Below are 25,784 nucleotides of genomic sequence, written 5' to 3' on the forward strand. Positions count from 1 at the left end.
GATGACCACGCGACGTGCGATCCTGGCCGGTGGTCTCGCGAGTGGGCTCACCAGCCTGTTGCCCCTCCGCGCGTTCGCACAGGATACGACGCTGGCGGTGGAGCAGTTCGCGCTCTGGCCAGGTGCCGCACCCGGCGGCCCGACACCGGCGATTATCGACCAGTGGGTCAAGCGATCGCCGACCGGCGCGGCGGACGACATCGCCTGGCCGCATGTCGCGACGCCGATGCTGACGGTAGTGCGGCCGGCCAAGCCCAACGGCGCGGCGGTGCTGATCTGTCCCGGCGGCGGTTACGCACGCGTAGCGGTCGGCCGGACCGGCGGCGGCATTGCACGCGATTTCGCGGCGCGCGGCATCACCGCGTTCGAGCTGCTCTATCGCCTGCCGCACGATGGCTGGGCGGCGGGACCAGATGCGCCATTGCAGGATGCACAGCGGGCAATGCGCGTGATCCGCGCGGGTGCGGGGACGCGCTGGACAGTCGACCCGGCGCGCGTTGCCGTCACCGGCTTTTCCGCCGGTGGGCATCTCGCGGCACGGCTGGCATCCCGGTCGAGTACGCCGACCTACACGCCGATCGACGCGGCCGATCGCCTGTCCGCAAAGCCCGTGATCGCCGGGCTCTTCTTTCCCGTCGTGACGATGCTCGACGACGGGGTGCACGCGCAGTCGCGTCGCGAATTGCTGGGTCCGCACGCCGCCGATCCAGCCTGGCAGCGGCGCTATTCGACGCAGATCGACCTTCCGGCCGACATGCCGCCGAGCTTCGTGATGGCGAACGCCGATGATCCAGCAGTGCCGGCGCGCAACAGCATCCTGCTGTACGAAGCGCTGCACGCCGCCAAGATCCCCACCGAACTGATGATATTCGAAAAGGGCGGCCACGGCCCCCCTGCCCCACACCGCGACGGGACGGCGATACCGTGGATGGACCTGTTCCTGGCCTGGTCGCGCGACCATGGCTGGCCTGCCTAACGAAGGATCTGACGATGCGAAACAGTGTATTCGGGCTGAGCATCGCGCTCGCCATCGCCGCACCCTCGATCGCGGCGAAACCAGTCTCGTGGGTCGATGCGAAGACTGGTCACCGGATCCTGCGACTGTCCGACGCGCCCGGCAATTACGCGCTCTATTTCAACTACAACGCCTACACGCCGCAGGGCGACCTGATGATATTCCAGACTGCCGACGGTATCTCGGTGGCGGATACGAAGACGTGGGCGGTCAGATCCTTGCTGCACCGGCCGGGCGCTCACCTGCTGTTCGCCGGTCACAAGACACGCACCGCGTATTTCTCCGAACAGGCCAAGGGTGGCGACGACGCGCTGATCACGATCTTTGCCGCCGACATCGATACGGCCAAGGTCCGCAGGATCGCGATGGTGCCGAAGGGTAGCCGCATCGATACGCTCAACGCCGACGAGACATTGCTTGCCGGGCAGGTCGCCTCGCGCGACATGCCGCTCCAGCCCAACGCGGCGGGGGTCGATATCAAGACCGGACAGACGGCGTACGCGGCGAACTGGCCCGACGGCCGGCCGATGGTCTATGCCGATGCCAAGGAATTCCGGCTGAACCAGCGGCTCGACGCCAAGATCCCGATGGAGATCTTCACCATCGACGTGACGACCGGGCAGCGGCGCAGCGTGGTGAAGGCGACCGACTGGCTCAACCACCTGCAATTCTCGCCGACCGACCCGACGCTACTGATGTATTGCCATGAGGGACCGTGGCACCGCGTCGATCGGATCTGGACCATTCGCACCGATGGCAGCCAGATGACCAAGGTTCACACTCGGACGATGAACATGGAGATCGCCGGCCACGAATTCTGGTCGCCCGACGGCAAGACGATCTGGTACGATCTGCAGACGCCGCGCGGCGAGGATTTCTGGCTGGCCGGCTATGACGTCGCTACCGCCAAGCGCCGTTGGTATCATCTCGAGCGCAACGAATGGTCGGTCCACTATAACGTCTCGGCGGATCAGACACTGTTCTCGGGCGACGGCGGCGACAGCGAGATGGTCGCGCACGCCCCCGACGGGAAGTGGATGTACCTCTTCCGTCCTAAGCCCGTGCCCGATGTCGCCGGGATCCGCGCCGACAATGCCGACAGCCTCATCGAAGCGGGAACCTTCGCCGCGGAGAAACTCGTCGACATGGGCAAGCAAGATTACAAACTCGAGCCCAACGCGCGCTTCTCGCCGGACGGAAAATGGCTGATCTTCCGTGCGAACATCGAGGGCAAGGCGGCGATCTACGCGGTGGAGATCGCCAAGGCTCGGCTCTGAGCGTCGGGCGCCTCAGTCGCCCTCGTCCGACGGCGTGAGGCTGCCCGGAAAATAGCCGAGATGCGGCGGCTGGTCATAGGCGGTGTTCTGCCACGCGACGCCCGCGCGGTAGACCGGGTCCTGCATCAGCGTGACGAGGCGGTGCCTGGCCGAGTACGGTGTCACGTAGATGCGCAGTTCGCGGTTGTCGGCCGAGCGCCAAACGACCTCCTCGCGCCAGTCGCCGAGAATGTCCGCCTGTAGCGCAGGGTTGGATTTGGTGCCGTTGTTCGAGGCGACGCCCTCCGGATGCAGCAATGGCGAGGCGGTGCCCGTCTTCCAGTTCCATTTGCTGATCGTCGTGCCGTCGAGCAGTTCCTGGAGCAGGTCGCCGTCCCAATAGAGCGCGAAGTTGGTCTGGCGCGGCGCCGGTCCGATCGCATTGCCCTTCACGTCGAACAGGTCGCGGCTGTTCGAGCCCCATAGCTCGGCCCCGACATGACGTGGGTCGATATCCGCGGCGAGCCCGCGGCCCGTGTCGGTATCGGCAGGCTTGGTCCACAGGACCGCGCCGGTGCGCGCGTCGAGCAGTGCCGAGCCGATCCCGCCATTGGTCTTTACCTGCTCATGCACACCCCATTTCTCGAGACCCGGACGCAACGGGTCGAGATCGGCGACATGCATCGCATCGCCGTGGAACAGCGGCACGGTCCACAATCCCTTGCCGTCGTCGTCGACCGCCATCGAGCCAAAGATTACCTCGTCGCGGCCATCGCCGTCGACATCGGCGATGCTCAGCTGGTGGTTGCCGCGGTCGGCATAGTCGGCGTTACCCGGCGCCGCGCTGTCGAACAGCCAGCGCTTGGTCAGCTTGCCGCCGCGATAATCCCAGGCGGCGATCGCGGTGCGCGCATAATAGCCGCGGCCGAAGATCATGCTGGGGTGCTGCCCGTCCAGATACGCTGTCCCGGCCAGGAACCGGTCGGAGCGGTTGGCATAGCCATCGCCCCAAGTCTCGCGCATCTGGTCGAAGCTTGGATTACCGCCGGGATAGCGAGGTGGATCATAGGCCGCGGTAGCGAGCGCCTTGCCGGAGCGGCCATCGAACACCGTCAGATATTCCGGGCCCTTCAGGATGCGGCCGACAAGCGGCGCAACCTTGGTGCCATCCGCGAGCACCTTCGCGCCGGTCTTATCTGGTTGCGGAACTTCGCCGTCGCGACTGCGCCAGTCCGCCTTGGTGTCGCCGATCGTGACTCCGGTGCCATCGACGGTACCGTCCGCAGTCTTCATCGCGATTTCGGCGCGGCCATCGCCATCGTAGTCGGCAACCTGGAACTGCGTGTAATGCGCACCCGCGCGGATGTTGCGGCCGAGGTCGATCCGCCAGAGCCGCTTGCCGTCGAGCGTATAGGCGTCGACAAAGACGTTGCCGGTGTAGCCCGCCTGGCTGTTGTCGTGGCTGTTGGTCGGATCCCATTTCAGGATCAGTTCGTAACGCCCGTCGCCATCGAGATCGCCGACGCTGGCATCGTTGGCGATATAAGTGAACGCGTCGCCATCGGGCGTCGTCCCGCCGGGCGGGGGCACGAGCGGGATCGAGAGATATCCGTTCGGTGCCATCAGCGCGCGGGCACTCGGCGCCCCCGCCTTGCTGCCGACGAGGGCACGAATGGTATAGCGGGCGCGATCATTGCCCTGGCGATCAACGAACGACGTCGCGTCGGTGACCGGCTGCGGCGTGATCTTGCGGCCGTCGCGATAGACGTCGAAGCGGGTCGCGGACGGATCGTCCCGCAACAGCCGCCAGCTGACGAGCCAGCCGCCGTCCTTCGCGGGCGTCGCGACGACGCCGCGATCCAGCCGCTCTACCGCGCGGGACGGCGATGCCGCCAGCGCGGGCATCGCAACGCCGACCATGAGCGCCAGAAACGCGCGGCTGCCTATAGTCATCATCATCTCCATCGCGGCGTGCCAATTATCGCACTTATCCCAATTATTATGATTGCCCTTCAGGAAATGGCAAACTAATAAACGGGACAGAGCTTCACAATATGGTTTTTCGTCGGTCATGGTACCGGCGTTGGCGACGGTAACGACCGCGCCGAGACGAGGGGATGATGATGACTGGACCCAGCACAGAAATCGATCGCGCAACATGCCGCAAGGCCTGTCGCGTCCGTGCCTTGTCGACGCGCCCAGCTGGCTAGCCCAGCCACCTAGCACGGTGACTTCACGATGGGCCGGCTACCGCATGCGTTGCCGCCCGGAACGTCTTTCGGGGGAAATATGATGACACTTCACACTTGTTCGGTGCGCAATCTGGCGATCACGACATCTGCAATGGCGCTGATGCTGGGCTCGGCGACCGCCGCTACCGCCCAGACTACCGCACCCACGACGCCCGCCACAGACGTTGCGCAACCCGCACAGAAGCCCGCGCCCGACGCGACCCTGCCGGACGGCGCAACCTCTGAAGACATCCTCGTCGTCGGCACGCGCGCGTCGCTGCAATCGGCGATCGCCCGCAAGCGCAAGGCCGGCACCGTGGTCGACTCGATCGTCGCCGACGACATCGCAAGCTTTCCCGACAAGAACCTCGGTGACTCGCTGGCCCGCGTCACCGGCGTGCAGCTCGACCGCGACTTCGGCGAAGGCACCAAGGTGTCGATCCGCGGCGTCGAACCCGATCTCAACCGCATCGAGATCAACGGCGTCACCCAGGCCAGCGCCGATGGCAGCCGCTCGGGCGATCTGCGCGATCTCGCGACCGAACTCGTCAAGTCGATCGACGTCTACAAGGGCTATAGTGCCGACCTGACCGAAGGCGGTCTCGGCGGCACGGTCAGCGTCGAGACGCGCCGCCCACTCGAACTGGCAAAGCCACTTCTCAGCGCAGTGGCCTCCGCCCAGCATCTCGACACCGCACAGAAATGGCGTCCCCGCCTCACCGGCATCTTCGGGACACCCCATTTCCTGCTCGATGGCCTCGGCATTCTGGGCACCGTCAACTACGAGAAGAAACAGCTTCGCCAGGACTATATCAGCAACACCAACTGGAAGCGGATCGCGGATTTCGATCGCTCGGACGAGAAGACCGTCGCCAACCCCGCTTATGCCAATTTCAACACCTATGGCAGTTGCGCAGGCGTCGGCGGAGCGAATGCGGCAGCGGCGACGACGCGCCGGCTGGCTTGCGAGACGCAGTTCTTCGACTGGGTCCCGACCGTGCCGCGCCTGCGCCAGCGCCGGATCGACGACCAGCGCCTGTCCGCCGATCTCCAGGTCCAGTATGAATTCGCGCCGAACTTCCGCGCATTTGCCGAAGCGATCATCACCAACCGCAAGCAGCAGTTCAACGACGTCAACTACTCGCTCGATCTCGGCCGTTTCGAGCGCTTCAACTACGACGCTGCGCTGCCGGTCGGCCTGAACGGCGCCACGTCGCGTCCGCAGATCACCGCGGGCACGTCGACCAGCGAGAACCACGTCGTCACCAGCGCGCTGACCGCGCTCAATTCGGTCAACGTCGGCACCGCCGCTGCACCGGTCTGGAACGGCGCCAGCAACATTCTGGGCGTCCAGCGTCGCGATTTCACCTATGACCAGCGCACCCGGTATTACCTGACCGGGTTCGATTGGACGTTCGACGATCTCAAGATCAAGGCACTCGCGTCGCATTCGACGGGCCGAACCGTCAACAATACCAACCTACTCGCCTATTCGACCGGCATCGGCGGGATCACCGTCGACCGCCGCAACGACCTCGGCATTCCGGTGTTCGTGTTCCCCGAGAACTTCGACCCGAATTCGACCGGGGCCTATGTCCGCCCCGGCACGATCAACGCGCCCGGACGGCAGGCTGGACCGACCGTCCAGTACCGCCCGGAGGACAAGAACAACAAGGAAGACCAGCTCAAGCTCGATGCGGACTGGAACACCAACCTGCCGTTCCTCACGAGCATCGAATATGGCGGGCAGTTCCGCTGGCAGGAGTATGAGAACTACAACGGCGGCGGCTCGCGCCTGCTGACGCCAGCGGTTTCGGCGAATCCGTCAACCGGCGCCGCGGCCGTCCCTGCCGTGTATCAAACGAGCGCCAACGTTTCGTACACCACCGTCGTCACCGATACGCCGCCGGCCGTGCGCGCCGCGAACACATATTACATGACGCAGGCCCAGTACGCACAGTTCATCGCGGCCAATACCGGTGGCTTGCCGGGCGCGGGCCTGTTCACCGGGCTCAAGGGTGCGCCGGCCGGCCTGCCGTCGCAACTGTCGGTACCGACGATCAATTTCGACCGACTGGGCCAGATCTACGACCTGTCGGGCTTCGATCAGGATCTGGTCCGCAACGCCGATGGCCAGTCGCAGATCCCGACCGTTTTCATCAAGGAAACCGTCGCCGCAGCATATCTGAAGGGTAATTTCGAACAGGACGTCCTCGGCATGCGGTTCAGCGGCAATGCCGGCGTTCGCTATATCAAGACGACCGACAAGGGCACCGGCACCAACATCAGCCGCCAGACGCGGATCCGTCCCGGCACGGGCGTGCCCGGTATTCCCGCAGTGATCGAAACGGTCACGCTTGCGGCAAACTCGCTGTCGTTGAAGAACAGCTACACCGACTGGCTTCCCGCGTTCAACGGCGCGCTGGAAATCACGCCGAACCTGACCTTCCGCGCCAACTGGGCTCGCAATCTCGCCCGTCCCAAGCCGACCGATCTGGTCCCCAACGTCAATTGTCTCGATGACTCGACCGACATCACCGGGCTGCAGGACGCCTGCACCGCGGGCAATCCCGATCTCGTGCCGTATCGCGCCGATCAATGGGAAGTGAACCTCGGCTGGTTCCCGAACAAGGACACCGCGGTCAGCATTGGCTATTTCAAGAAATACGAGAAGAGCTTCGTCATCTCGAACGTGACGCGCGGCGATGTCGATCTCTTCCAGGACGGCTCGCTGTTCACGGTCCGCCAGCCGGTCAACGGCTTCGGCGCGTTGCTGGACGGGATCGAAGGGAGCGTACAAACCGCCTTCACGTTCCTCCCCGCACCGTTCGATGGTCTCGGGGCCAGCGGCAACTTCACCTATGCGCGCGCCATCCGGACCAACCTGACCAACGTCGCCACCGGTCAACCGCTCAACGACTATCCCGGCCTATCGAAATGGACCGCGAATGCGAGCATCTTCTACGACAAGGATTGGCTCAACATCCGCGTCAACTACAATTACCGGTCGAACTGGCTGGCGGTCGTGTCCGACGTCAACTTCGACAACAGCCCGATCTATCGTCGCGGCGAAGGCTATTTCGATGCGAAGGTGACGTTCCGGTTCCCCGAGCAGCACACCCAGTTGTTCATGGAGATCCAGAACATCAACAAGGAGTCGTCGGCGAGCTACATCGACAAGGCGCGGCCGGTGGAATATTATTACGCGGGCCAGCGGTTCTTCGCCGGTCTTCAGCTGAAATTCTAGAGCGCTCCCTCCTCGGCCGACCGGCACAAGACGGTCGGCCATTTTTTCTCGGTTTTCCAATCGTGTAGCGCGGCCGGAATCGACTCAAGATTCGCCGATTGCCAGCATGTAGGAGGCCGTCTTATGGAGTGGGCATGAACACTTCCACGACGAACATCGACAAGTCGGAGTCGGCCGGAAACGGCGTCGGTGCCGGCAGCCAGACCCTCATGCGCGGGCTCGACCTGATCGAGGCGGTCAGCCACGAGGTACTGACGCTGAGCGAACTCGCGGTGAAGCTCGACCTGACCAAGAGCACGACACACCGGTTGCTGAGCGCGCTGGTCGATCGCGGGTATCTCGCGTTCACGCCGCGCTCCGGATACCGGCTCGGACCCAAGCTGTTGCTGCTCGGCACGCTTGCGCAGGCGCAGGCCGATCTGGTGCAGGTCGCCCGGCCCTATCTGGAAGAGCTTGCCGCGTCGACCGAGGACACCGTGCATCTTGGCGTGTTCGACGGTGATTTCGCGCTGTATCTCGACAAGGTGCCGGGGCGGCGGCGGATCACGATTTCGAGCCGGGTGGGCGATCGCCAGCCGCTCAGTTCGACCGGGCTTGGCAAGGCGCTGATGATCGATTCCCCCCCCAAATATTGGCAGGAGCGCTTCGACGCGGACCAGGCGGCGGGTGCGCCCAGGGCCGATGCGAAAGTGTGGCGCGAGCGGATGCAAGGCTATGCGACCTGCGGGCGCGCGTTCGATCTGGAGGAGAACGAGGATCAGATCCGCTGCGTTGCCGCGCCGATCCGCGATGCCGCGGGCAAGATCGTCGGCGCGATCAGCGTGTCGAGCGCTGCACAGTATATGAGCGACGACCGCATGACGACGCTGACCGACGAGGTTCGCGGCACCGCGGGCGCGATCAGCCGCGAACTCGGCTTCGAGCCGCCAACCGACTAACTGGGAGAAAATAATGTTGCTCGAAGGCAAGACCGTGCTGGTGACCGGCGCATCGGCAGGAATCGGCCGCGCGGTGGCTATCGGTTGTGCGCGACACGGCGCCGACGTCGCGCTGAATTTCGCGCGTGACGTGGCGGGTGCCGAGAGCGCCGTGGCCGAGATCGAGGCGCTCGGGCGGAAAGCCCTCGCGATCCAGGGCGACGTCGCCGATCCGGATACCGCGCGCGACTTCATCGACAAGGCCGTAGCGGCGCTCGGGCGAGTCGACGTGTTCGTCAACAACGCCGGGATCTGCCCGTTCCACGCGTTCCTCGACATGCCGGTCGAGACGTTCGAGCGGACCATGCGCGTCAACCTGCATGGCGCGTATTACATGGTCCAGGCCGCGGCCAACCAGATGGTCGAGCAGGGCGACGGCGGGTCGATCATCGCGATGTCGTCGATCTCGGCGCTGGTCGGCGGCGAGTATCAGACGCACTACACGCCGACCAAGGCTGGCCTGCATTCGCTGATGCAGTCGGTCGCGATCGCGCTCGGCAAGCACGGCATCCGCTGCAACTCGCTGTTCCCGGGGACGATCCTGACGGACATCAACAAGGACGATCTCGCCGACGAGGGCAAGCGGTCGTACATGGAAAAGCGCATTCCGCTTGGGCGGTTGGGCAAGCCGGACGATCTGGTCGGACCGACCGTGTTCCTCGCGTCCGATCTCGCGCAATACGTCACCGGAGCCTCGCTGCTGGTCGACGGCGGCATGTACGTGAACCTGCAATAAGCGGCTCTGGGGCCTTGTCCCTGACGCGCCGCGACGTCGGGTTGGGGATCGGCGCGGCGCTGCTTCCCTTCCCTGCGCATGCCGCGATGGTGAACGACGTGCGCAAACTCGGCGCGCGCGGCGATGGGAGCGCGATCGATAGCGCCGCGATCAATGCGGCGATCGTTGCCGCCGCGCGGCAAGGCGGCGGGACGGTGCTGATCCCCGCGGGACGGTACCTGTGTTTCTCGATCCGGCTGCTGAGCCATGTGACGATCCAGCTTGCCAGGGGCGCGGTAATCGAGGCGGCCGATCCGGCGCGCTATGCCGGGCACTACGACCTGCCCGAAGACCGCGGCGAGCAACTGTACCAGGACTTCGGCCACAGCCATTGGCGCAACAGCCTGTTCTGGGGCGAGGATGTCGAGAACGTCGCGATTGTCGGCCCCGGCCTGATCCACGGGATCGGGCTGACACGCGACGGTCCCGGTGCGCGGTGGAAGGCACAGACGGGCGAGCGGCCGCTGTCGATGCGCCAAATGACCGCGGCTGAGATCGCCCGGCTCGAACCCGATGCGCAACGCATGAACGGTCTCGGCAACAAGGCGATCGCGTTCCGGAACGGGCGCAATATCCGCCTGTCCGGTTTCTCGATGCTCAAATGCGGGCATTTCGCGATCCTCGCGACGGGCACGCGCGACCTGCAGATCCACGACCTGACGATCGATACCGACCGCGACGGAATCGACCTCGATTGCGTCCAGCGTACGATCGTCGAGCGGTGCCGCGTCAACACGCCCAACGACGACGCGATCGTCATCAAGAGCAGTTTCGCGCTCGGCCGCGCGATCGCTTCGGAGGACGTGACCGTTCGGCATTGCGCGGTTTCGGGTTACGACCTCGGGACCATGCTCGATGGCACGCGGCGGACGACGCAACTGCTCGCGCCCGACCGCGACCGCGTGACGGGGCGGATCAAGCTTGGGACCGAGAGCAACGGCGGATACCGGCGCATCCTGATCGAGAATTGCAGCTTTACGCATTGCCGGGGGCTCGCACTTGAGACCGTCGATGGCGGCGTCATGGAGGACGTCGTCGCGCGCCGCATCACGATGCGCGACGTGACGACCGCGCCGCTGTTCCTGCGGATCGGTGACCGACGCCGCGGTCCAGCCGGAACGCAGGTAGGCGCGATCCGGCGGGTGACGTTAAGCGACATCGACGCGACGGGGATCGATGACCGCTTCGCCGCGGCGATCGCCGGGCTCCCCGGCCATCCGGTCGAGGACATCTCGCTATCCCGCCTCCATCTGTCCTATCGCGGCGGCGGCACGCCCGAAGATGCCGCACGCAGGCCTGAAGACCTCGCGGGTGCCTATCCGGAGCCGAGCATGTTCGGCATACTGCCCGCCTGGGGCTTGTGGGTCCGGCATGCGAAGGGCCTTGTAATCGACCGCCTCGACCTCGCGACGACCACGCCCGACGCCCGCCCTCCCTTCGTTGTCGAGGACGCGACCGGACTTTCGGTGACACGGACCCAACTCTGGCGCGGTTAGCGTTTGACCTGAGCCCGGAACGCCTTTACCAAATCGTACATAGCAATACCACATAGTGGATTGGGAGGGTGCGATGTCGATCCATGCGTTCAGGATGCAGCTGAAGCCTTGCGTGGTCGACGAATACCGCAAGCGCCACGACGAAATCTGGCCCGAACTGTCCGCCTTGCTGACCGAAAGCGGCATCCATGATTATTCGATCTTCCTCGACGAGACGACGCTGGCGCTGTTCGCCGTTCTGCATCTCGCCGAACCGAACACCCGCGATGCCCTCCCCGATCACCCGGTGATGAAACGCTGGTGGGATCACATGGCGCCGCTGATGGAGGTTGAGGATAACAACCGCCCGAAGGAATGGTCGCTCCCGCTGATCTTCCATCATGATTGATCGCACGCGCCTGATCGCGCTGGCGCTCGCCACCGCGCTGACGCCGGTCGTCGCGACGGCGCAGGTCGCACGCCCGACGCAGAACCTCGCCGCGCCGGTCAAGACATTCGGCCGCGTGTCGTACGATGCACGGTCGCTGATGATCGATGGCAAGCGTCAGGTGATCTGGTCGAGCGAATTTCACCCGTTTCGCCTGCCCAGCCCCGATCTGTGGCGCGACATCCTGCAGAAGATGAAGGCGAGCGGCTTCAACACCGTCGCGCTGTATTTCGACTGGGGCTATCACAGCCCCAAACAGGGCGTGTACGACTTCACCGGCATCCGCAACGTCGAGCGCGTGCTGGCGATGGCGCAGGAGGAGGGGCTCTACGTCATCACCCGCGCCGGGCCGTACGTGAATGCCGAGCTGTCGCGCGGTGGGTTTCCGGGCTGGCTGGTCAACCAGAAGGCCCGCGCGAGGACCGACGATCCGGCGTATCTCGCCGCGGTCGACGAGTGGCTCACCCACGTCAACGCAATCATCGCGCGGCACCAGATCAACGGCGACGGCAAGGGCCATAGCGGCAGCGTCATCTTCCACCAGATCGAGAACGAACTGGCGCTGACCACGCCTGCACAACGCCGCTACATGGACCATCTCTATGCCAAGGCCCGCGCCGACGGCATCACCGTGCCGCTGTTCCACAACGATCAGGGCCGCAACGGATACTGGGTACCCGAGACCTCGACCGTCGCGAACGTCGTCAAGGGACCGGGCAATCTCTACGCGTTCGACGGTTATCCGGGTGGCACCTGCACCGTCGCGGGCAAGCCGACGCGCGGCGTGGCGGCACCCGACTGGGGGTTCTACGGTCCCGGTGGCGCGAAGGGCGGCGCGTCCGCTTCGCCCGACACGCCGGCTTTCCTCGCCGAGTTCGGTGGCGGCTGGTTCGATTACTGGGGCTCGAACGGCGGCTACGAATGCAACGCGGTGCAGCGCGGCAAGCGGTTCCAGCGCGTGTTCTACGGCACAAATCTCGCCAACGGGATCGACATCCAGAGCTTCTACATGGGCTATGGTGGGACGAGCTGGGGCTGGCTCCCTGCCCCCGTCGTGTTCACGAGCTACGATTACGGCGCGGCGATCTCCGAAGCGCGCGAGGTGCGGAGCAAGGCCGAGGAGATGAAACAGCTCGGCGGGCTGATCGCCGCGGTGCCTGACCTGGCGGGCATGGTCCCCGCCGCGCCGGTACAGGTGTCGTCGCCGAACGTGCAGGCGTATCACAACCGCAGTCCGGAAAGCGATGCGCGCTTCCTGATGGTGACCCACAAGCCGTCCAACGGCCAGACCGACGACCGCTTCACGATCACCGCAGACCTGCCCGACGGGCGCTACACCTTCCCGCAGGCCGAACCCATGCGGCTGAACGGGTTCGACGCGAAATGGCTGGTCGCGAGCGTGAATGTCGGCGGGCAGCGGCTGGTCTATTCGACGTCCGAACTGCAGACCGCGCTGACGATCGATCGCGGCGACATGATGCTGCTGTACGGTCGCGCGGGTGAGACCGGCGAGACGGTGCTGCGCTATGCGTCCGCGCCGACCGTGACACTGCTCGAAGGCACCGCCACCACCGCGTTCGACGCAGCGAAGGGCGATCTCCGGCTCGATTATACGCATGCCGGGCGCGCGGTAGTGCGAATTACCGGCGGCGGGCGCCCTGCCCTCACGCTGATCCTGGCCGACGAGGCCGAGGCGGTACGCTATTGGCGGGGCAGCGACGCGGTGCTCGTGCGTGGGCCCGCGTTGCTGCGCTCGACCAAGGCGACCGGCGGCACGCTGGCGCTGACCGGCGATACTGCCGACACGACTCCGCTCGAAATCTGGGCTCCTGCCGCGCTACGGTTGGTGCGGTGGAACGGGACGGCGGTTGCGACGAAGACGACCGCGATCGGTAGCCGAAACGCGACGACGGCATTGCCCGGTGCAGCGCCCGTCGTGCTCCCAGCATTGACCGGATGGCGGGAGGCCCAGGGTTCGCCCGAAGTCACGAGCGGCTTCGACGACAGCAGCTGGCAGGCAATCGACGGACGCGGCAGCGCGACGACGACCGCCAAACCCGACGGCCAACCGAACCTGACGATGGACTCCTACGGTTTCCACGACGGCGACGTCTGGTATCGCGGCCGCTTCACCGGCACGCCCGATGCGAAGCAGATCGCGCTGTTTTACGGCGCGGGCGGCTCCGGCATGGTGCAGGTCTGGGTCGATGGTCAGTTCCTCGGCCAGAATGAGCTGCCGAGCGGACTGCCGCGGCCGATCACGACCGGGCTCGCACGGTTCGACCTGCCCGCCTCCGCACAGTCGGGCGGCGAGCACGTCGTCAGCGTGATGGTGCGCAACAACGGGCATAACTGGGACCTTGATTCCGACGATTATCACAAGGAAGCGCGCGGGCTGATTTCCGCATCGATCGAAGCGCCGGGCGGACGCAGCTTCGGCGTACCGATCGCGTGGAAGATCCAGGGCAAGCTCGGCGGCGAGGACCTCCCCGATCCGGCGCGCGGCCCCGCCAACAACGGCGGCCAATATGGCGAACGGGTCGGCTGGCACCTGCCCGGCTTCGACGACAAGGCCTGGGCCGCAGCGACGATCCCCGCCACCACGGCGACGCCCGGCACGACCTGGTATCGTACGCACTTCGATCTCGCCGTGCCGAAGGGCCAGGACACGACGATCGCCCTCGCATTCGGCGACACGACGACGCCGCGCTCGGTCGCCCGCTACCGTGCGCTGCTGTTCGTCAACGGCTGGAACATGGGCCAATTTATCGCGCATGTCGGACCGCAGCGCGTGTTCCCGATTCCCGAGGGCATCCTCAACCACCACGGGGCGAACACCGTCGCGCTCGCAGTCACGTCCGACGGCGCGCCCGGCGATGCGATCGAGCAGGTCCGCGTGGTGACGATGCGCAACGTCAAGGGCGGCGTGCCGGTGCGGATGGTCGCGGCACCCGACCGGCTGGGCGCCGCCAAATGATCACGCGCAGAACATTTGGCGCGGGCGCTGGGGCGGCCTGTCTCGCCGGCATCGCACCAGCCGCAAAGGTCGCGAACGTTGCGAGGCCGTGGCCGTATCTGATCGGCGCGGACGTCTCGTGGATCCCGGAGGACGAGTTCGCCGGGGCAACGTATTTTGAGAACGGCGTCGCCAAGGACCCGCTCGCAATCCTGCGCGATGCGGGATTCAACGCGATCAAGCTGCGGCTTTTCGTCGATCCTGCGAAGGGGTATTCGAGTGGCAAGCCGGGCGGGCCGTGGTGCGACCTGCCGCGCACGATCGCGTTCGCCAAGCGGATCAAGGCCGCCGGTTTCCACCTGTCGCTGACGCTGCATTATTCGGACACCTGGGCCGATCCGCAGCATCAGGACAAGCCCGCCGCCTGGGCTGCGCTCACGTTCCCCCAACTGGTCGAGGCGGTCCACCGCCATACCGTCGACGCGCTGTCGGCAATGAAGCGGGCGGGCGCCGCCCCCGACCTCGTCGTGATCGGCAACGAGACGACCTTCGGCATGCTCTGGCCCGACGGACGCGTGCCGCTGACGATTCCGACCGGCAATCCGCAGACCGATGCGGTGCACATGAACGTGCCCGGCGCCGGCGGGTACGACCGGTTTGCGCTGCTGTTGAAGGCCGGGATTGCCGGCGCGCGCGAAGCGACGCCCGAGGCACGGGTGGCGGTGCACAATCATCTCGGGCGGCATTGGCCGATCGTCCGCTACTGGATGGACAATCTGCTCCAGCGCGGCGTCAAATTCGATGCCACCGGCTTCTCCTGCTACCAGCAACAGGCGCAGGGCGACTGGGCGCGAACCTTTACCGAGTTCGCCCAGGCCTATCCCGATCACGGCTTTCTCGCGCTCGAATATTCGTCGCGCAAACGGTACGTGAACGACCTCGTCCACGCGCAGCCGCACGGCTGGGGCAGCTTCATCTGGGAGCCGACGCGGCACCAGGAAGCGATCTTCACGCATGAAGGCACGCCCGCCGGCGAAGGGCCAAAGCCCGACCTCCTCTCGCAGGGGATCAACGCCGCCGAAGCACCCGGCGCCGTGACGACACCAACCGCACCGACGCCACCGAACGGCACGACGCCATCGACCGGTCATGGCGGCCGCTACGACGCGGACCCCGAATTTCTCACCCTCTATCGGACGATGGCGCGCGACTATGGGCTCGGCCCTGCGCGTCCCAACAGGAGACTATAAGTGGCTGCCCTCACCCATAATGTGCCGCGCGCGGACGTGACCGCTGCGATCGCCAAGCTGATGGACAACCTCGTCAACATCAAAGACGAGACCGGCGAGTTCCTGCTGCGCCTCGAAGACGGCCGGATCATCGACACCAAGGGCTGGGCCGGCTGGGAATGGACGCACGGCGTCGGCCTGTTCGGGATGTGGCGCTATTACGAGCAGACCGGCGACGCGGGCGCGCTGGCGATCATCAAGCAGTGGTTCGAGGATCGTTTCGCCGAGGGCACGCCGACCAAGAACATCAACACCGTCGCGCCGTTCATCACGCTCGCCTATCTCTACGAGCGCGAACCCGACCCGCGCTACATCCCCTATCTCGACACCTGGGCCGAGTGGCTGATGGCGCCGGACGGGCTGCCCAAGACCGAGGAGGGCGGGTTCCAGCACATCGTCTACAATGACGAGAACCCGGGCGAGATGTGGGACGACACGCTGATGATGTCGGTGTTGCCGCTTGCCAAGATCGGCCTGCTGCTGAACCGCCCGCACTATGTCGAGGAGGCGAAGCGGCAGTTCCTCGTCCATATCAAATACCTGTTCGACAAGAAGACCGGGCTCTGGTTCCACGGCTGGGACTTTAACGGACGGCATAACTTTGCGGAGGCGCTTTGGGCCCGCGGCAATTGCTGGGTGACGATCGCGATCCCGGAGATCATCGAGATCCTCGACCTGCCGGTGGGCGACGCGTTCCGCACCTTCCTGATCGATACGCTCGCAGCGCAGGTGAAGACGCTCGCCGAGACGCAGGACGAGAGCGGCCTATGGCACACGCTGGTGATGGACCCGACCAGCTATCTCGAGGCGTCGGCGACCGCGGGCTTCGCCTACGGCATCCTGAAGGGCGTCCGGAAGGGCTATCTGCCGCGCCATTACGAGGTGGTCGGGATCAAGGCCGTGCAGGGCGTGCTCGCCAATATCGACGAGGCCGGTGAACTGAAGCAGGTCAGCTTCGGCACAGCGATGGGCGACACGCAGCAATTCTACAAGGACATCGCGCTCACCTCGATGCCTTACGGCCAGAGCCTCGCGATGGTCGCGCTCGCCGAGTTCCTGCGGACCTATATCTGACCTTGCGGCGTGCCTTGCTTGCGGCCGCGCTATGGCTCGGGGCGCCAGCCTCAGCCGAGCCGGTCGCACGTCTCGTGTCGTTCGAGCCCGGGGCGGGTCTCGCACTGGCGGACGCGCAAGGCACGGCGCGCGTGGTGACGGCGCCGGGTGACCACGAGGTCGTCCGGATCGCCGCCGCCGACCTGACTAGCGACCTCCGGCGCGTGACCGGTGCGACAACCGCCAACGGCACGCAGATCTGGCTCGGCACGCTCGGTCGCAACCCCGCGATCGACCGGTTGGTCCGGCGTGGCATACTCGACGTCTCGAAACTGCGAGACGCATGGGAGAGCTTCGTGATCGCCACCGTCGCCAACCCCGCACCCGGTATCCCGGCAGCGCTGGTGATCGTCGGCAGCGATCGTCGCGGGACCGCGTTCGGCGCGTACGAGCTGTCGCGCGCGATCGGCGTGTCGCCGTGGCATTGGTGGGCCGACGCGACGCCCGAGCATCACGCCGCGATTTTTGCGGCGACCGGTCTCCACCGCTTCGGGCCGCCATCGGTCCGGTATCGCGGGATTTTCCTCAACGACGAGGACTGGGGGCTGCAACCCTGGGCTGCCGGCACGTTCGAGCCAGAGGCCGGCACGATCGGGCCGAAGACCTATGCCAAACTGTTCGAGCTCATGCTGCGGCTGAAGGCGAACATGGTCTGGCCGGCGATGCACAAGGTCACCGCGCCGTTCAACGCGAACCCCGAGAATGCGCGCCTTGCCGACCGCTATGCGATCGTCATGGGATCGAGCCATGCCGAGCCGATGCTGCGCAACAATGTCGGCGAATGGACGGCGCCGGCGACAGAGTTCAACTATCTGACCAACCCCGCCCGCGTCGCGGACTATTGGCGCACACGCGTCAGGGCGAACGGCCAGTACGAGAGCGTCTGGACGCTCGGGATGCGCGGCATCCACGACAGCGGAATCGTCGGCCCGACCACCGACGATGCGCGCCGATCATTGCTCGAACGCATATTCACCGACCAGCGCGCGATGCTGGCGCGCGGCGTGAACCGGGATCCGACGCGCGTCCCGCAGGTCTTCACGCCGTACAAGGAAGTCCTCGACGTGTACCGCGGCGGGCTGAAAATACCCGACGACGTCACGCTGATGTGGCCCGACGATAATTTCGGGTATATCCGTCACGTCCCCGACGCCGCCGAGCGCGCGCGAACGGGCGGATCGGGCATCTATTATCATTTGTCCTATCTCGGGGCGCCGCTGTCGTATCTCTGGCTGTCGACCACACCGCCCGCGCTGATCCGGGAGGAACTGGGACGTGCCTGGGATGCGGGTGCACGGCGGATGTGGGTCGCCAATGTCGGCGACCTCAAGCCCGCGGAACTCGCGACCGATTATTTCCTGCAGCTTGCGTGGGACGTACCGGGCACGCGCGGCAAACCGATCGATACGGTCGTCGCGAACTGGGCGGCGGATACTGTCGGCGCGGATGTCGCGCCGGAGATCGCCGCGATCATGGCCGAGCATCACCGGCTGAACTTCCAGCGCCGGCCTGAGCATCTGCAATGGTGGCTGCCCGGCGAACTGTCGAAGCCGAGCCCGCTTGCCCCTGCCGACATCCCGACCCGCCTCGCCGCCTTCGATACGTTGCGCGCGCGCGTCCGCTCGATCGCGCCGCGCATTGCGCCCGACCGACGCGACGCGTTTTTCGAACTGGTCGACTATCCGGTGACCGCGGCGGCGCTCGCCAATACGCGCATGTTCGATGCCGAGGCGCATGCTCGCCTGCGCGATACCGATCCGGTTGGTGCGGCAGTCGCAGGCGAGCGTTCGCGCGCAGCGGATACGGAAATCACCGCGCTGACGTACCGCTACAATAATGAGATCGCGGGCGGAAAGTGGCGAAGAATGATGGCGGTCGAACCCGCCGACGGGCAGTGGCGTCGCTATCGCTTGTCGCCACCGATCCTGCCCGCCCCAGCTATAACTCCGCGGCGAAGGACGGGGCCCAATTGGAATGCTCCTGGTGAAATCGTGCCGTCCTCCGTTACCTCACTCACTCCAACTGGGCCCCGGCCTTCGCCGGGGAACCGGGCAGTTTTGCAGGCTTCGACGATCGTGGTTGAGGCGGAGACTTCGGATAGCCCGCGCAACGGCTGGCGCGTGGTCGACGGCCTCGGCCGCGACGGTGCTGCGGTAGCCGCGGCGGCGCTGGCAACGCTGTCGTACACCGTCACGCTCCCGCCTGGTCGCTGGCAACTCGCAGCGGAAATCTTGCCGACCTATCCTACGACCGAAGGCGCCGACCTCGCGGTAACGATCGCGATCGACGGCGGGGCGCCCGTTCGTGTCGGTGTTCCACGCAAGACCGGCGACCGGGCATGGGCGCTCGCGGTGCTCGACAACCGTCTCGACCTTGCGCTGCCGACACCGCTCGCGGCCGGACGGCACAGTGTGACGATCGGGATCGACGACCCCGCGATCGTGTTCGACGCGCTGCGCTTCGATCCGCTTCCCGCCTCATCTCCAGCCGCCTCATCTTCAGCCAACGCCGGTACCCAAGGACTTTCGCATGGCCACTGATCCGATCGCCGCCTGTCCGGCCCTGCCGCTCGCGCCTGCCCGTCCGGTACGCTGGTATAATCTGCTCGCCTACGGATCGAACGACGTGCTCGGCGCGGGGTCGATGGCGGTCATCAGCACGTGGATCCTGATCTTCTACACCAGCTTTTGCGGACTGTCCGCGGCGCAGGCGACGATCATCTTCGGCGTCGCGCGCGTGCTCGATGCGTTTACCAGCCCGACGATCGGCCACCTGTCGGACAATCTCGGGCGAAGCTGGCTAGGGCGCAAGTTCGGACGGCGGCGGTTCTTCATCCTCGCCGCGATCCCGCTGCTGCCGTCGTTCGCGATCATGTGGGTCGCGGGGCAAGGCTTCTGGTATTACCTCGTGACGTACGTGCTGTTCGAGATGGTCTACGCGATGGAGATCATCCCGTACGAGACGCTCGCGTCGGAGATGGCGACCGACTACCGCACCAAGGCGAAGTTCGCCGGTGCGCGTATCCTGTGCGGCCAGTGCTCGGCGATCGCGGCGGCGTTCCTGCCGGGCTGGCTGATCGCGTATCTCGGGCCGGATTCGCCCGACACGTATCTGTATATGGGCATGATCTTCTCAGGTTTGTTCATGGGCGCCGCGGGTCTGCTGTACGCGTTCAGCTGGGAGCGGCAGCGGCCGGAGGGGCTCGACGAGGTCCAGGCCGTCGAGAAAGCGTCGCTCGGCGCGGGGTTCAAGGCGCTGTACCGCAACCTGTTCTCGACGCTGCGGATCCGCGCGTTCCGTCTGCATCTCGGCATGTATCTGGGCGGCTATATCAGCCAGGACATCTACAACGCGGCCTTCACCTATTTCGTGATCTTCGCGCTCGCCGGATCGACCGCGATCGTCGCGAACCTGGTCGGCGTGACGTACATCGTCCAGCTGGTCGCGGTCGTGCTGGCGATCAACTTCGCGCTGCGGCTGTCTCCGGCGGCCGCCTACCGGTTCGCGGCGTTGAGCTTCGCGATCGGCGTGGTGATCTTCCTCGCGATGTACGCGGCGGGCTATACCGCCACGTCGGCGCTATTCTGGCTGCCGGTGGTGTTCGCCGGGTTGGGGCGCGGCGCGCTGAACTACATCCCTTGGGCGACCTACAACTACATGGCCGACGTCGACGAGATCGTCACCGGGCGCCGTCGCGAGGGCGCGTTCGCCGGCGTGATGACGTTCGTGCGAAAGATGAGCCAGGCGCTGGCGGTGATCTTGGTCGGGCAGGTCATGCAGGCATCGGGCTTCGTCTCGAAGGCGACCGCACAGAGCCCCCAGGCGATCTATGCGATCGTCGCGGTGCTGGGCGCGGGGACGATCGCGATGCTGGTGTTCGGCGTGCTCGTGTCGACGCGGTTCCGGCTGACGCCCGCCACGCATGCCATCCTGCTGGAGGAGATCGAGCATCTGCGGCGTGGCGAGCGGACGCCATCGACGCCGGACAACGCGCGCGTGGTCGAGGACCTGTCGGGCTGGTCCTATGACAAGCTCTGGGGCAACAACCCCGTCGCGGCGGCGGGCACGCGGTGATCCTGCTCGCCGCTGCGTTGCTCGCAGGCGCAGGCTCGCCAGTCGCGCCGAAGCCGCTATTTCGCGATCCGGTGCACGACGGCGCCGCCGATCCCTCGACCGTCTACGATCCCGCCCGCCGCGAATGGGTGATGTTCTACACCAATCGCCGCGCCGACCTGCCGATGGCAGACGCGAAGGACGTGCGCTGGGTGCACGGTACCGCGATCGGCACCGCCCGCTCGTGGGATGGCGTGCACTGGCGTTACGGCGGCACCGCGGCGATCCCCGCATCCTGCACCGGCGCGACCTTGTGGGCGCCCGAGGTTCAGTACCTCGCGGGCCGGTGGCACATGTGGCTGACCGTCGTGCCGGGCGTCTTCCGCGACTGGAACGCCCCGCGGTTCATCGTTCACCTGACCTCTCGCGACCTGAAGCGCTGGACGTGTGGCGAGCGGCTGTCGCTCGGCTCCGACCGGGTGATCGATGCGAGCGTCGCGGCACTCCCCGGTGGCGGTTATCGGCTGTGGTACAATGACGAGCGGCTGAACAAAGCGATCCGCTACGCCGACAGCGACGATCTGGTCCACTGGCGCGTGAAGGGCACGATCGTCGACACGCCCGGCGAGGGACCGAAGGCGTTCCGCTGGAAGGGCCGCTGGTGGCTGATCTCCGACGCGTGGAAGGGATTGCTGGCGATGCGCTCGACGGATGGCGAGCACTGGACGCGACAACCGGACTATCTGCTCGCGACGCCCGGCCGCGCCGAGACCGATCGCGCCAAGGGGCAGCATCCCGACGTCATCGTCGCCGGCGATCGCGCCTACATCGTCTATTTCGTCCAGCAGTCCGGCGAACCACAGTCCACGCGCGATCCCGAATGGCACCGCCGCAGCGTGCTTCAGATTGCCGAACTGAAGGAAGCCGAAGGTATCCTCACCGTGGACCGCGACGCGCCGACCGAGATCCGGCTCGCGCGCCGCTAGTCGAGAAAACCGACCTGCCGCAGCCACGCCTCGCACAGCGTCGGCCAGATCGAGACGGGCAGCCCCTGCGTATCCAGCGCGAAACCATGCGGCGCGTCGGCGAAGACGTGGAGTTCCGCCGCACCGCCTGAGGCCTGCCACGCCGTGTGGAGCCGGCGGACATTCTCGACCGGGACGACGGGATCGTTGCCGGCATAGACGATGAACGCAGGCGGCGGCGACGGCAGAAGTTGCGCATCGGGTTGCAGCCGATCGTACATCGCCTGCTTCTCGACCGGCGGCAGCGGCGGCTTGTCGGCGATGATCGTCCGCCCCGCCGCGTTGGTGGAGATCGGGGCATAGCCAATAACCATCACGTCGGGCCGCGTCGGCTCGTTGGGATGGCGCGACGCTGGCGGCGTCCACTCGTCCGGATACGCCGCGGCGAGGCATGCAGCGAGGTGACCGCCAGACGACAGTCCGACCACGCCGAGCCCTGCCGCCGCCAGACCGCTCGCGCGGATGCGACGCATCGCTTCCCGCGCGTCGTCGAGTGGTGCGGCAATACCGTTCGCAGCGTTGGGGAAGCGGTGGATCAGGACGAACGCATGATAGCCGAGCCCCGTCAGCCAGGCCGCGACCTGCACCCCTTCCCTGCCCGCCATCAACTGCGTGTAGCCACCGCCGCCAAGCACGAGCATCACCCGGCCGTTGGGCTTGGCGGCACGAAACCCGAGCAGCACCGGCTGGTCGACCGCCGTCACGACCGCAACCTCGGCCGCGCCCGACGAATCTTCGAACGTCACCGCGGGTTCGTCCCCCCACAGCGGCCACACATCATCTGCACCCAGCATCACGAACACCCCGGTTTAGCATTGTCGAACGACGAGTGCCCCGGCGTGCAGGGATGCGTCGGATACGCCTCGCCGTCGAGTTCGGTCGCCTCGCGTACCACCGCCAGCCGATCGCCCTCGTCGCGCATCTCGTAGAGCTTACCGAGCGCGAAGTTGAACGGGCGGTGGAGGATCATCATCAGCCTGCCGTCGAACGCACGGAACAGCATGCCGTGGCCGCTGTCGCGTTCGACGAGCGGGCCGAGTTGCTCCCACGGACCTTCGATGCTGCCCGATCGCGACCGCGCCTGCCCCTCGACATAGCCCTTCTTGCCATAGCTCGACCATAGCATCAGCAGCGCACCAGTTTTGCTGCGATACAGTTCCGGGCCGTCGGTGACATAGACCGTGTCGCCATCGGGTTGTTTCTGGCCGACCACCCAGGCGGCGTCGTTCGCTCTGAACAGGCGCTTCGCCGAGCCCGCCGCGGACAGGTCGTCGTTCAGCGGCACGGCTTCCATCGTGCCGATCGTCGTCTGCCACCATTCATGCGCGTAGACGAGCCACGGCTTGCCCTTCGGGTCGACGTACAGCGTGCCGTCGAGCGACATCTGGTCCTTCGACACGATCGGCTCGCCGCCTCGGACCAATGCATAGGGCCCGTCGATCTTGTCCGCGACCGCGAGGACGGTCCCGCGGCGATAGGTCGCGCGCTTGCCGTTGGGCGTCAGCGGCGAGGCCGGATCGTGGAACGTCGCGAAAAGATACCAGCGGTTCTTCCAGCGGTGTACTTCCGGCGCCCAGCTTCCCGCCTTGGCCCAGACGTCGCCGGGCAGCACGAACACCGGCTTGGGCCTGGTCCAGTGCTTCAGGTCGCGGCTCGCATACATCATCGTGCCCAGCCGTGAGTCGCCGGTCATCGCGACCTCGTTGCGGGTGAAGAGGTAGTAGGTGCGACTGGCCTTGTCGGCGACGATCCACGGATCGTGGAGGTGCATCGCGGTCATCACCAGCGGGGCGTCGGGCTCGCGCGGCGGGGTTGCGGGTGCGGCCCCCGCGAGTGCAAACAGGCTGGCGGCGATCAGGTGCGCGATCCGGGTCATGCGACGGTCTCCACCGCTATGCTGTTGCCATAGCCGATCACCACGGTCGCGATCAGCAGCAGTGCCACGCCCGCCCAGACCACAGCCTTGATCCGCGCGCCGGCGTCCTTCCACTCGCGGAATGCAAAGCCCCACAGCGTGCCGAAAATGATGATGCTCGCCATGTGCAGCGTCCAGCTCGAGAAGCCGAGGCGGCCCATCTGGCTCTCCCCCATCGTGTAGAAGAAGAACTGGAAATACCAGGTGACGCCAGCGAGTGCGCTGAGCGCGTAGTTGCACAGGAGTGGCGGGCGGGCGCCTTCGGCGGTGCGGCCGAGCCATTGCTTGGCGCTGCGGTTCTTCACGATCAGCCAAGCGCACCAGGCGCCGTTGGTGACGAGGCCGCCCGCCATGATCAGGCATAAAACGGGGAGCCCGGTCCAGAGCGACCCGGTCCCGGCGGTCGCCGACAGCGCCTTGATCGGCTCGCCCGCAGCCAGCCCGAACGCGAAGCACGCGGACATGATCCCGGCGCCGATCGCAACGACGATGCCCTTGCGGAAGTCGAACTCGGCGACGACCGCCAGCTTTTGCTCCGGCGTCAGCAGCGCATCCTTCATCGCGCCCGCGATCGCGACGACGACGATGCCGGCCAGCGTCAGGCCGATGCCGGCGAGGACGATATTGCCGGATGTGGTCGCGATCAGCTTTTCGTGGAACTCGCCCGTGAACGCCGGCGGGATCAGCGTGCCGAACACGGTGCAAAGGCCAAGCACCACCGCCATACCGAGCGACAGCCCGAGATACCGCATGACGAGCCCGTAGCCGAGTCCGCCGAACCCCCACAACACGCCGAACACCATCGGCCACCAGAACGCGGTCGACGGCGCGCGCCCGAACACGCCGAGCAGGTCGTGCGTCTGGAGGCTGGCGAAGAACCACGGCGCGACCAGCCACGATACGACGCCGCCCGTCAGCCAGTAGATCTCCCACGACCAGCGCTTCACGCCGCGATAGGGCACGTAGAAGCTGGCCGACGCGAGCCCGCCGAGCCAGTGATACAGTACCCCGAGCAGCGGGTTCACAGGTCGAGACCCAGCCGGTAGATCCGGTTCGCATTGCCGCCGAACAGCGCGCTGCGTTCGTCTTCTGCGAAGTCCGCGACCAGCGAGTGATAGGTTTCGAGGTAGCGATCGATCGGCGCGAACAGCGTGTCGGTCGGCGCGTCGCTGGCGAACAGGCAGCGATCGGTGCCGAACAGGTCGATCGCTTCGAGCAGGAAGGGCCGCACGCTTTCCGGCGTCCAGGCGCGCGCGATGAAGCCGAGCCCCGACAGCTTGATCGCGACATGCGGCAGCGCCGCGAGCGCGCGCAGGCCGTCGCGCCATTCCGCGATGCCATCGGGATCGGCGAGCACGGGCATGCCGAGATGGTTGATGATCACCGGGATATCTGAATGACGCGCGATCAGCGGCGCGAGGCCCGGCATTTGCGCGGGGTAGCATTGCAGGTCGAACGAGAGCGCGTGCGTACACAGCAGCGCATAGCCCGCCTGCCACTGGGCATTCTGCGTCAGGTCGCGCGCTGTATAGGTGCGGGCCGGATCGGCGTGCCAGTTGACGATCTGGCGAATGCCCCGAACATGGGGGAACGCCGCCTGCGCGGCGAGGTGCATATCGACGTCGGCATCGTCCAGCGGTGCGTAGGCGACGATCGCGTTGGGCAAGCCGTGCTCGGCGGCGATTCCCTCCAGCCAGCGCGTCTCGTCGAGCGCTTGCACCGGATCCGCACCCGCATCGACATGCACCGCGCCGACGACATTCCACCGCGCGAGCGCCGCGCGGTACTCGGCGATTCCGAAGTCGCGCGCAATTGGCTCTACGCTACCGTTGGGGCCATCATCGGCGAACGGCGGCGACAGCCACGGATAGCGGATGTGGCTCAGGTCCCACAGGTGGATATGCGCGTCGACGAACGGGATCATCGCCTTCTCTCCTGGGTTTGTTGAACCGTACCGCCTCGTGCCGGGCAGCGTTGGCTGAGCGATTTGGGATGACAGTCGGAACGAT

At 66.1% G+C, this 25,784-nt stretch carries 18 protein-coding genes; 13 read left to right on the forward strand and 5 right to left on the reverse strand.

Translation table 11 applies throughout. From position 1 onward, the window contains the following. Position 1: 1 nt before the first annotated feature. Both J4O76_RS09300 and J4O76_RS09305 read left to right on the forward strand, forming a co-directional pair. Positions 2 to 976, forward strand: a complete 975-nt coding sequence (locus tag J4O76_RS09300) for an alpha/beta hydrolase (RefSeq protein ID WP_426281451.1) — start codon at positions 2 to 4, stop codon at positions 974 to 976. Between the two features lie 14 nt (positions 977 to 990). After that, positions 991 to 2,292 (forward strand): oligogalacturonate lyase family protein, encoded by a 1,302-nt coding sequence (locus J4O76_RS09305; protein WP_426281453.1) that lies wholly within the window; start codon positions 991 to 993, stop codon positions 2,290 to 2,292. A gap of 12 nt (positions 2,293 to 2,304) precedes the next feature. On the opposite strand, the gene J4O76_RS09310 is transcribed toward J4O76_RS09305, so the two are convergent. Next, on the reverse strand, positions 2,305 to 4,236 hold the full coding sequence (locus tag J4O76_RS09310) for a rhamnogalacturonan lyase (RefSeq protein ID WP_426281455.1): 1,932 nt from the start codon (positions 4,234 to 4,236) through the stop codon (positions 2,305 to 2,307). 324 nt (positions 4,237 to 4,560) lie between these two features. Here J4O76_RS09310 and J4O76_RS09315 point away from each other — a divergent pair, with 324 nt between their 5' ends. The 11 genes from J4O76_RS09315 to J4O76_RS09365 all read left to right on the forward strand — a co-directional run bounded on the left by J4O76_RS09315 (position 4,561) and on the right by J4O76_RS09365 (position 21,821). Next, complete coding sequence (locus J4O76_RS09315; protein WP_426281456.1) at positions 4,561 to 7,749, forward strand: TonB-dependent receptor; 3,189 nt, start codon at positions 4,561 to 4,563, stop codon at positions 7,747 to 7,749. 134 nt (positions 7,750 to 7,883) lie between these two features. After that, entirely contained in the window at positions 7,884 to 8,687 is an 804-nt protein-coding gene (locus J4O76_RS09320; RefSeq protein WP_056064869.1) for an IclR family transcriptional regulator, read from the forward strand. A gap of 10 nt (positions 8,688 to 8,697) precedes the next feature. Beyond that, positions 8,698 to 9,462 (forward strand): SDR family NAD(P)-dependent oxidoreductase, encoded by a 765-nt coding sequence (locus J4O76_RS09325; protein ID WP_426281844.1) that lies wholly within the window; start codon positions 8,698 to 8,700, stop codon positions 9,460 to 9,462. 14 nt (positions 9,463 to 9,476) lie between these two features. Further along, a complete protein-coding gene (locus J4O76_RS09330; RefSeq protein ID WP_426281458.1) occupies positions 9,477 to 10,997 on the forward strand; it encodes a rhamnogalacturonidase in 1,521 nt (506 codons plus the stop codon). 73 nt (positions 10,998 to 11,070) lie between these two features. Next, on the forward strand, positions 11,071 to 11,385 hold the full coding sequence (locus J4O76_RS09335) for an L-rhamnose mutarotase (RefSeq protein ID WP_426281460.1): 315 nt from the start codon (positions 11,071 to 11,073) through the stop codon (positions 11,383 to 11,385). Next, entirely contained in the window at positions 11,378 to 14,401 is a 3,024-nt protein-coding gene (locus J4O76_RS09340) for a glycoside hydrolase family 35 protein (protein WP_426281462.1), read from the forward strand. Before J4O76_RS09335 ends, J4O76_RS09340 begins: the two co-directional genes overlap by 8 nt. Next, entirely contained in the window at positions 14,398 to 15,630 is a 1,233-nt protein-coding gene (locus tag J4O76_RS09345; protein ID WP_426281463.1) for a glycosyl hydrolase 53 family protein, read from the forward strand. The genes J4O76_RS09340 and J4O76_RS09345 overlap by 4 nt, the downstream gene beginning before the upstream one ends. Then, positions 15,631 to 16,743, forward strand: a complete 1,113-nt coding sequence (locus J4O76_RS09350) for a glycoside hydrolase family 88/105 protein (protein ID WP_426281465.1) — start codon at positions 15,631 to 15,633, stop codon at positions 16,741 to 16,743. It begins immediately after the preceding gene. A gap of 2 nt (positions 16,744 to 16,745) precedes the next feature. Then, complete coding sequence (locus J4O76_RS09355) at positions 16,746 to 19,322, forward strand: glycosyl hydrolase 115 family protein (protein WP_426281466.1); 2,577 nt, start codon at positions 16,746 to 16,748, stop codon at positions 19,320 to 19,322. After that, positions 19,312 to 20,856: an MFS transporter gene (locus tag J4O76_RS09360; protein WP_426281468.1), complete on the forward strand. Its 1,545-nt coding sequence runs from the start codon at positions 19,312 to 19,314 to the stop codon at positions 20,854 to 20,856. The genes J4O76_RS09355 and J4O76_RS09360 overlap by 11 nt, the downstream gene beginning before the upstream one ends. Further along, the gene (locus J4O76_RS09365) at positions 20,853 to 21,821 is read left to right on the forward strand and encodes a glycoside hydrolase family 43 (RefSeq protein WP_426281470.1); all 969 of its coding nucleotides are present in this window, start codon (positions 20,853 to 20,855) and stop codon (positions 21,819 to 21,821) included. Before J4O76_RS09360 ends, J4O76_RS09365 begins: the two co-directional genes overlap by 4 nt. Here J4O76_RS09365 and J4O76_RS09370 read toward each other — a convergent pair. From J4O76_RS09370 to J4O76_RS09385, 4 genes are read right to left on the reverse strand one after another with little or no spacing between them, the layout of a single operon-like run. Then, a complete protein-coding gene (locus J4O76_RS09370) occupies positions 21,818 to 22,654 on the reverse strand; it encodes an alpha/beta hydrolase (protein WP_426281471.1) in 837 nt (278 codons plus the stop codon). The genes J4O76_RS09365 and J4O76_RS09370 overlap by 4 nt on opposite strands. After that, positions 22,654 to 23,736, reverse strand: a complete 1,083-nt coding sequence (locus tag J4O76_RS09375) for a glycoside hydrolase family 43 protein (protein WP_426281472.1) — start codon at positions 23,734 to 23,736, stop codon at positions 22,654 to 22,656. Before J4O76_RS09375 ends, J4O76_RS09370 begins: the two co-directional genes overlap by 1 nt. Next, on the reverse strand, positions 23,733 to 24,800 hold the full coding sequence (rhaT, locus tag J4O76_RS09380; protein ID WP_426281473.1) for an L-rhamnose/proton symporter RhaT: 1,068 nt from the start codon (positions 24,798 to 24,800) through the stop codon (positions 23,733 to 23,735). The genes J4O76_RS09375 and rhaT overlap by 4 nt, the downstream gene beginning before the upstream one ends. Further along, entirely contained in the window at positions 24,797 to 25,699 is a 903-nt protein-coding gene (locus J4O76_RS09385) for an amidohydrolase family protein (protein WP_426281474.1), read from the reverse strand. Before J4O76_RS09385 ends, rhaT begins: the two co-directional genes overlap by 4 nt. Between the last annotated feature and the right edge of the window lie 85 nt (positions 25,700 to 25,784).

Origin of the sequence: Sphingomonas sp. NFX23 (assembly GCF_049887795.1) — a bacterium.
Taxonomy (GTDB): Bacteria; Pseudomonadota; Alphaproteobacteria; order Sphingomonadales; family Sphingomonadaceae; genus Sphingomonas.

Excerpts from the sequence above, each read along its gene's own strand:
- J4O76_RS09375 (WP_426281472.1), bottom strand. The coding sequence starts at position 23,736 with ATGACCCGGATCGCGCACCTGATCGCCGCCAGCCTGTTTGCACTCGCG.
- J4O76_RS09335 (WP_426281460.1), top strand. The coding sequence starts at position 11,071 with ATGTCGATCCATGCGTTCAGGATGCAGCTGAAGCCTTGCGTGGTCGAC.
- J4O76_RS09385 (WP_426281474.1), bottom strand. The coding sequence starts at position 25,699 with ATGATCCCGTTCGTCGACGCGCATATCCACCTGTGGGACCTGAGCCAC.
- J4O76_RS09370 (WP_426281471.1), bottom strand. The coding sequence starts at position 22,654 with ATGCTGGGTGCAGATGATGTGTGGCCGCTGTGGGGGGACGAACCCGCG.
- J4O76_RS09310 (WP_426281455.1), bottom strand. The coding sequence starts at position 4,236 with ATGGAGATGATGATGACTATAGGCAGCCGCGCGTTTCTGGCGCTCATG.
- J4O76_RS09300 (WP_426281451.1), top strand. The coding sequence starts at position 2 with ATGACCACGCGACGTGCGATCCTGGCCGGTGGTCTCGCGAGTGGGCTC.
- J4O76_RS09320 (WP_056064869.1), top strand. The coding sequence starts at position 7,884 with ATGAACACTTCCACGACGAACATCGACAAGTCGGAGTCGGCCGGAAAC.
- J4O76_RS09360 (WP_426281468.1), top strand. The coding sequence starts at position 19,312 with ATGGCCACTGATCCGATCGCCGCCTGTCCGGCCCTGCCGCTCGCGCCT.
- J4O76_RS09340 (WP_426281462.1), top strand. The coding sequence starts at position 11,378 with ATGATTGATCGCACGCGCCTGATCGCGCTGGCGCTCGCCACCGCGCTG.
- J4O76_RS09305 (WP_426281453.1), top strand. The coding sequence starts at position 991 with ATGCGAAACAGTGTATTCGGGCTGAGCATCGCGCTCGCCATCGCCGCA.
- J4O76_RS09345 (WP_426281463.1), top strand. The coding sequence starts at position 14,398 with ATGATCACGCGCAGAACATTTGGCGCGGGCGCTGGGGCGGCCTGTCTC.
- J4O76_RS09315 (WP_426281456.1), top strand. The coding sequence starts at position 4,561 with ATGATGACACTTCACACTTGTTCGGTGCGCAATCTGGCGATCACGACA.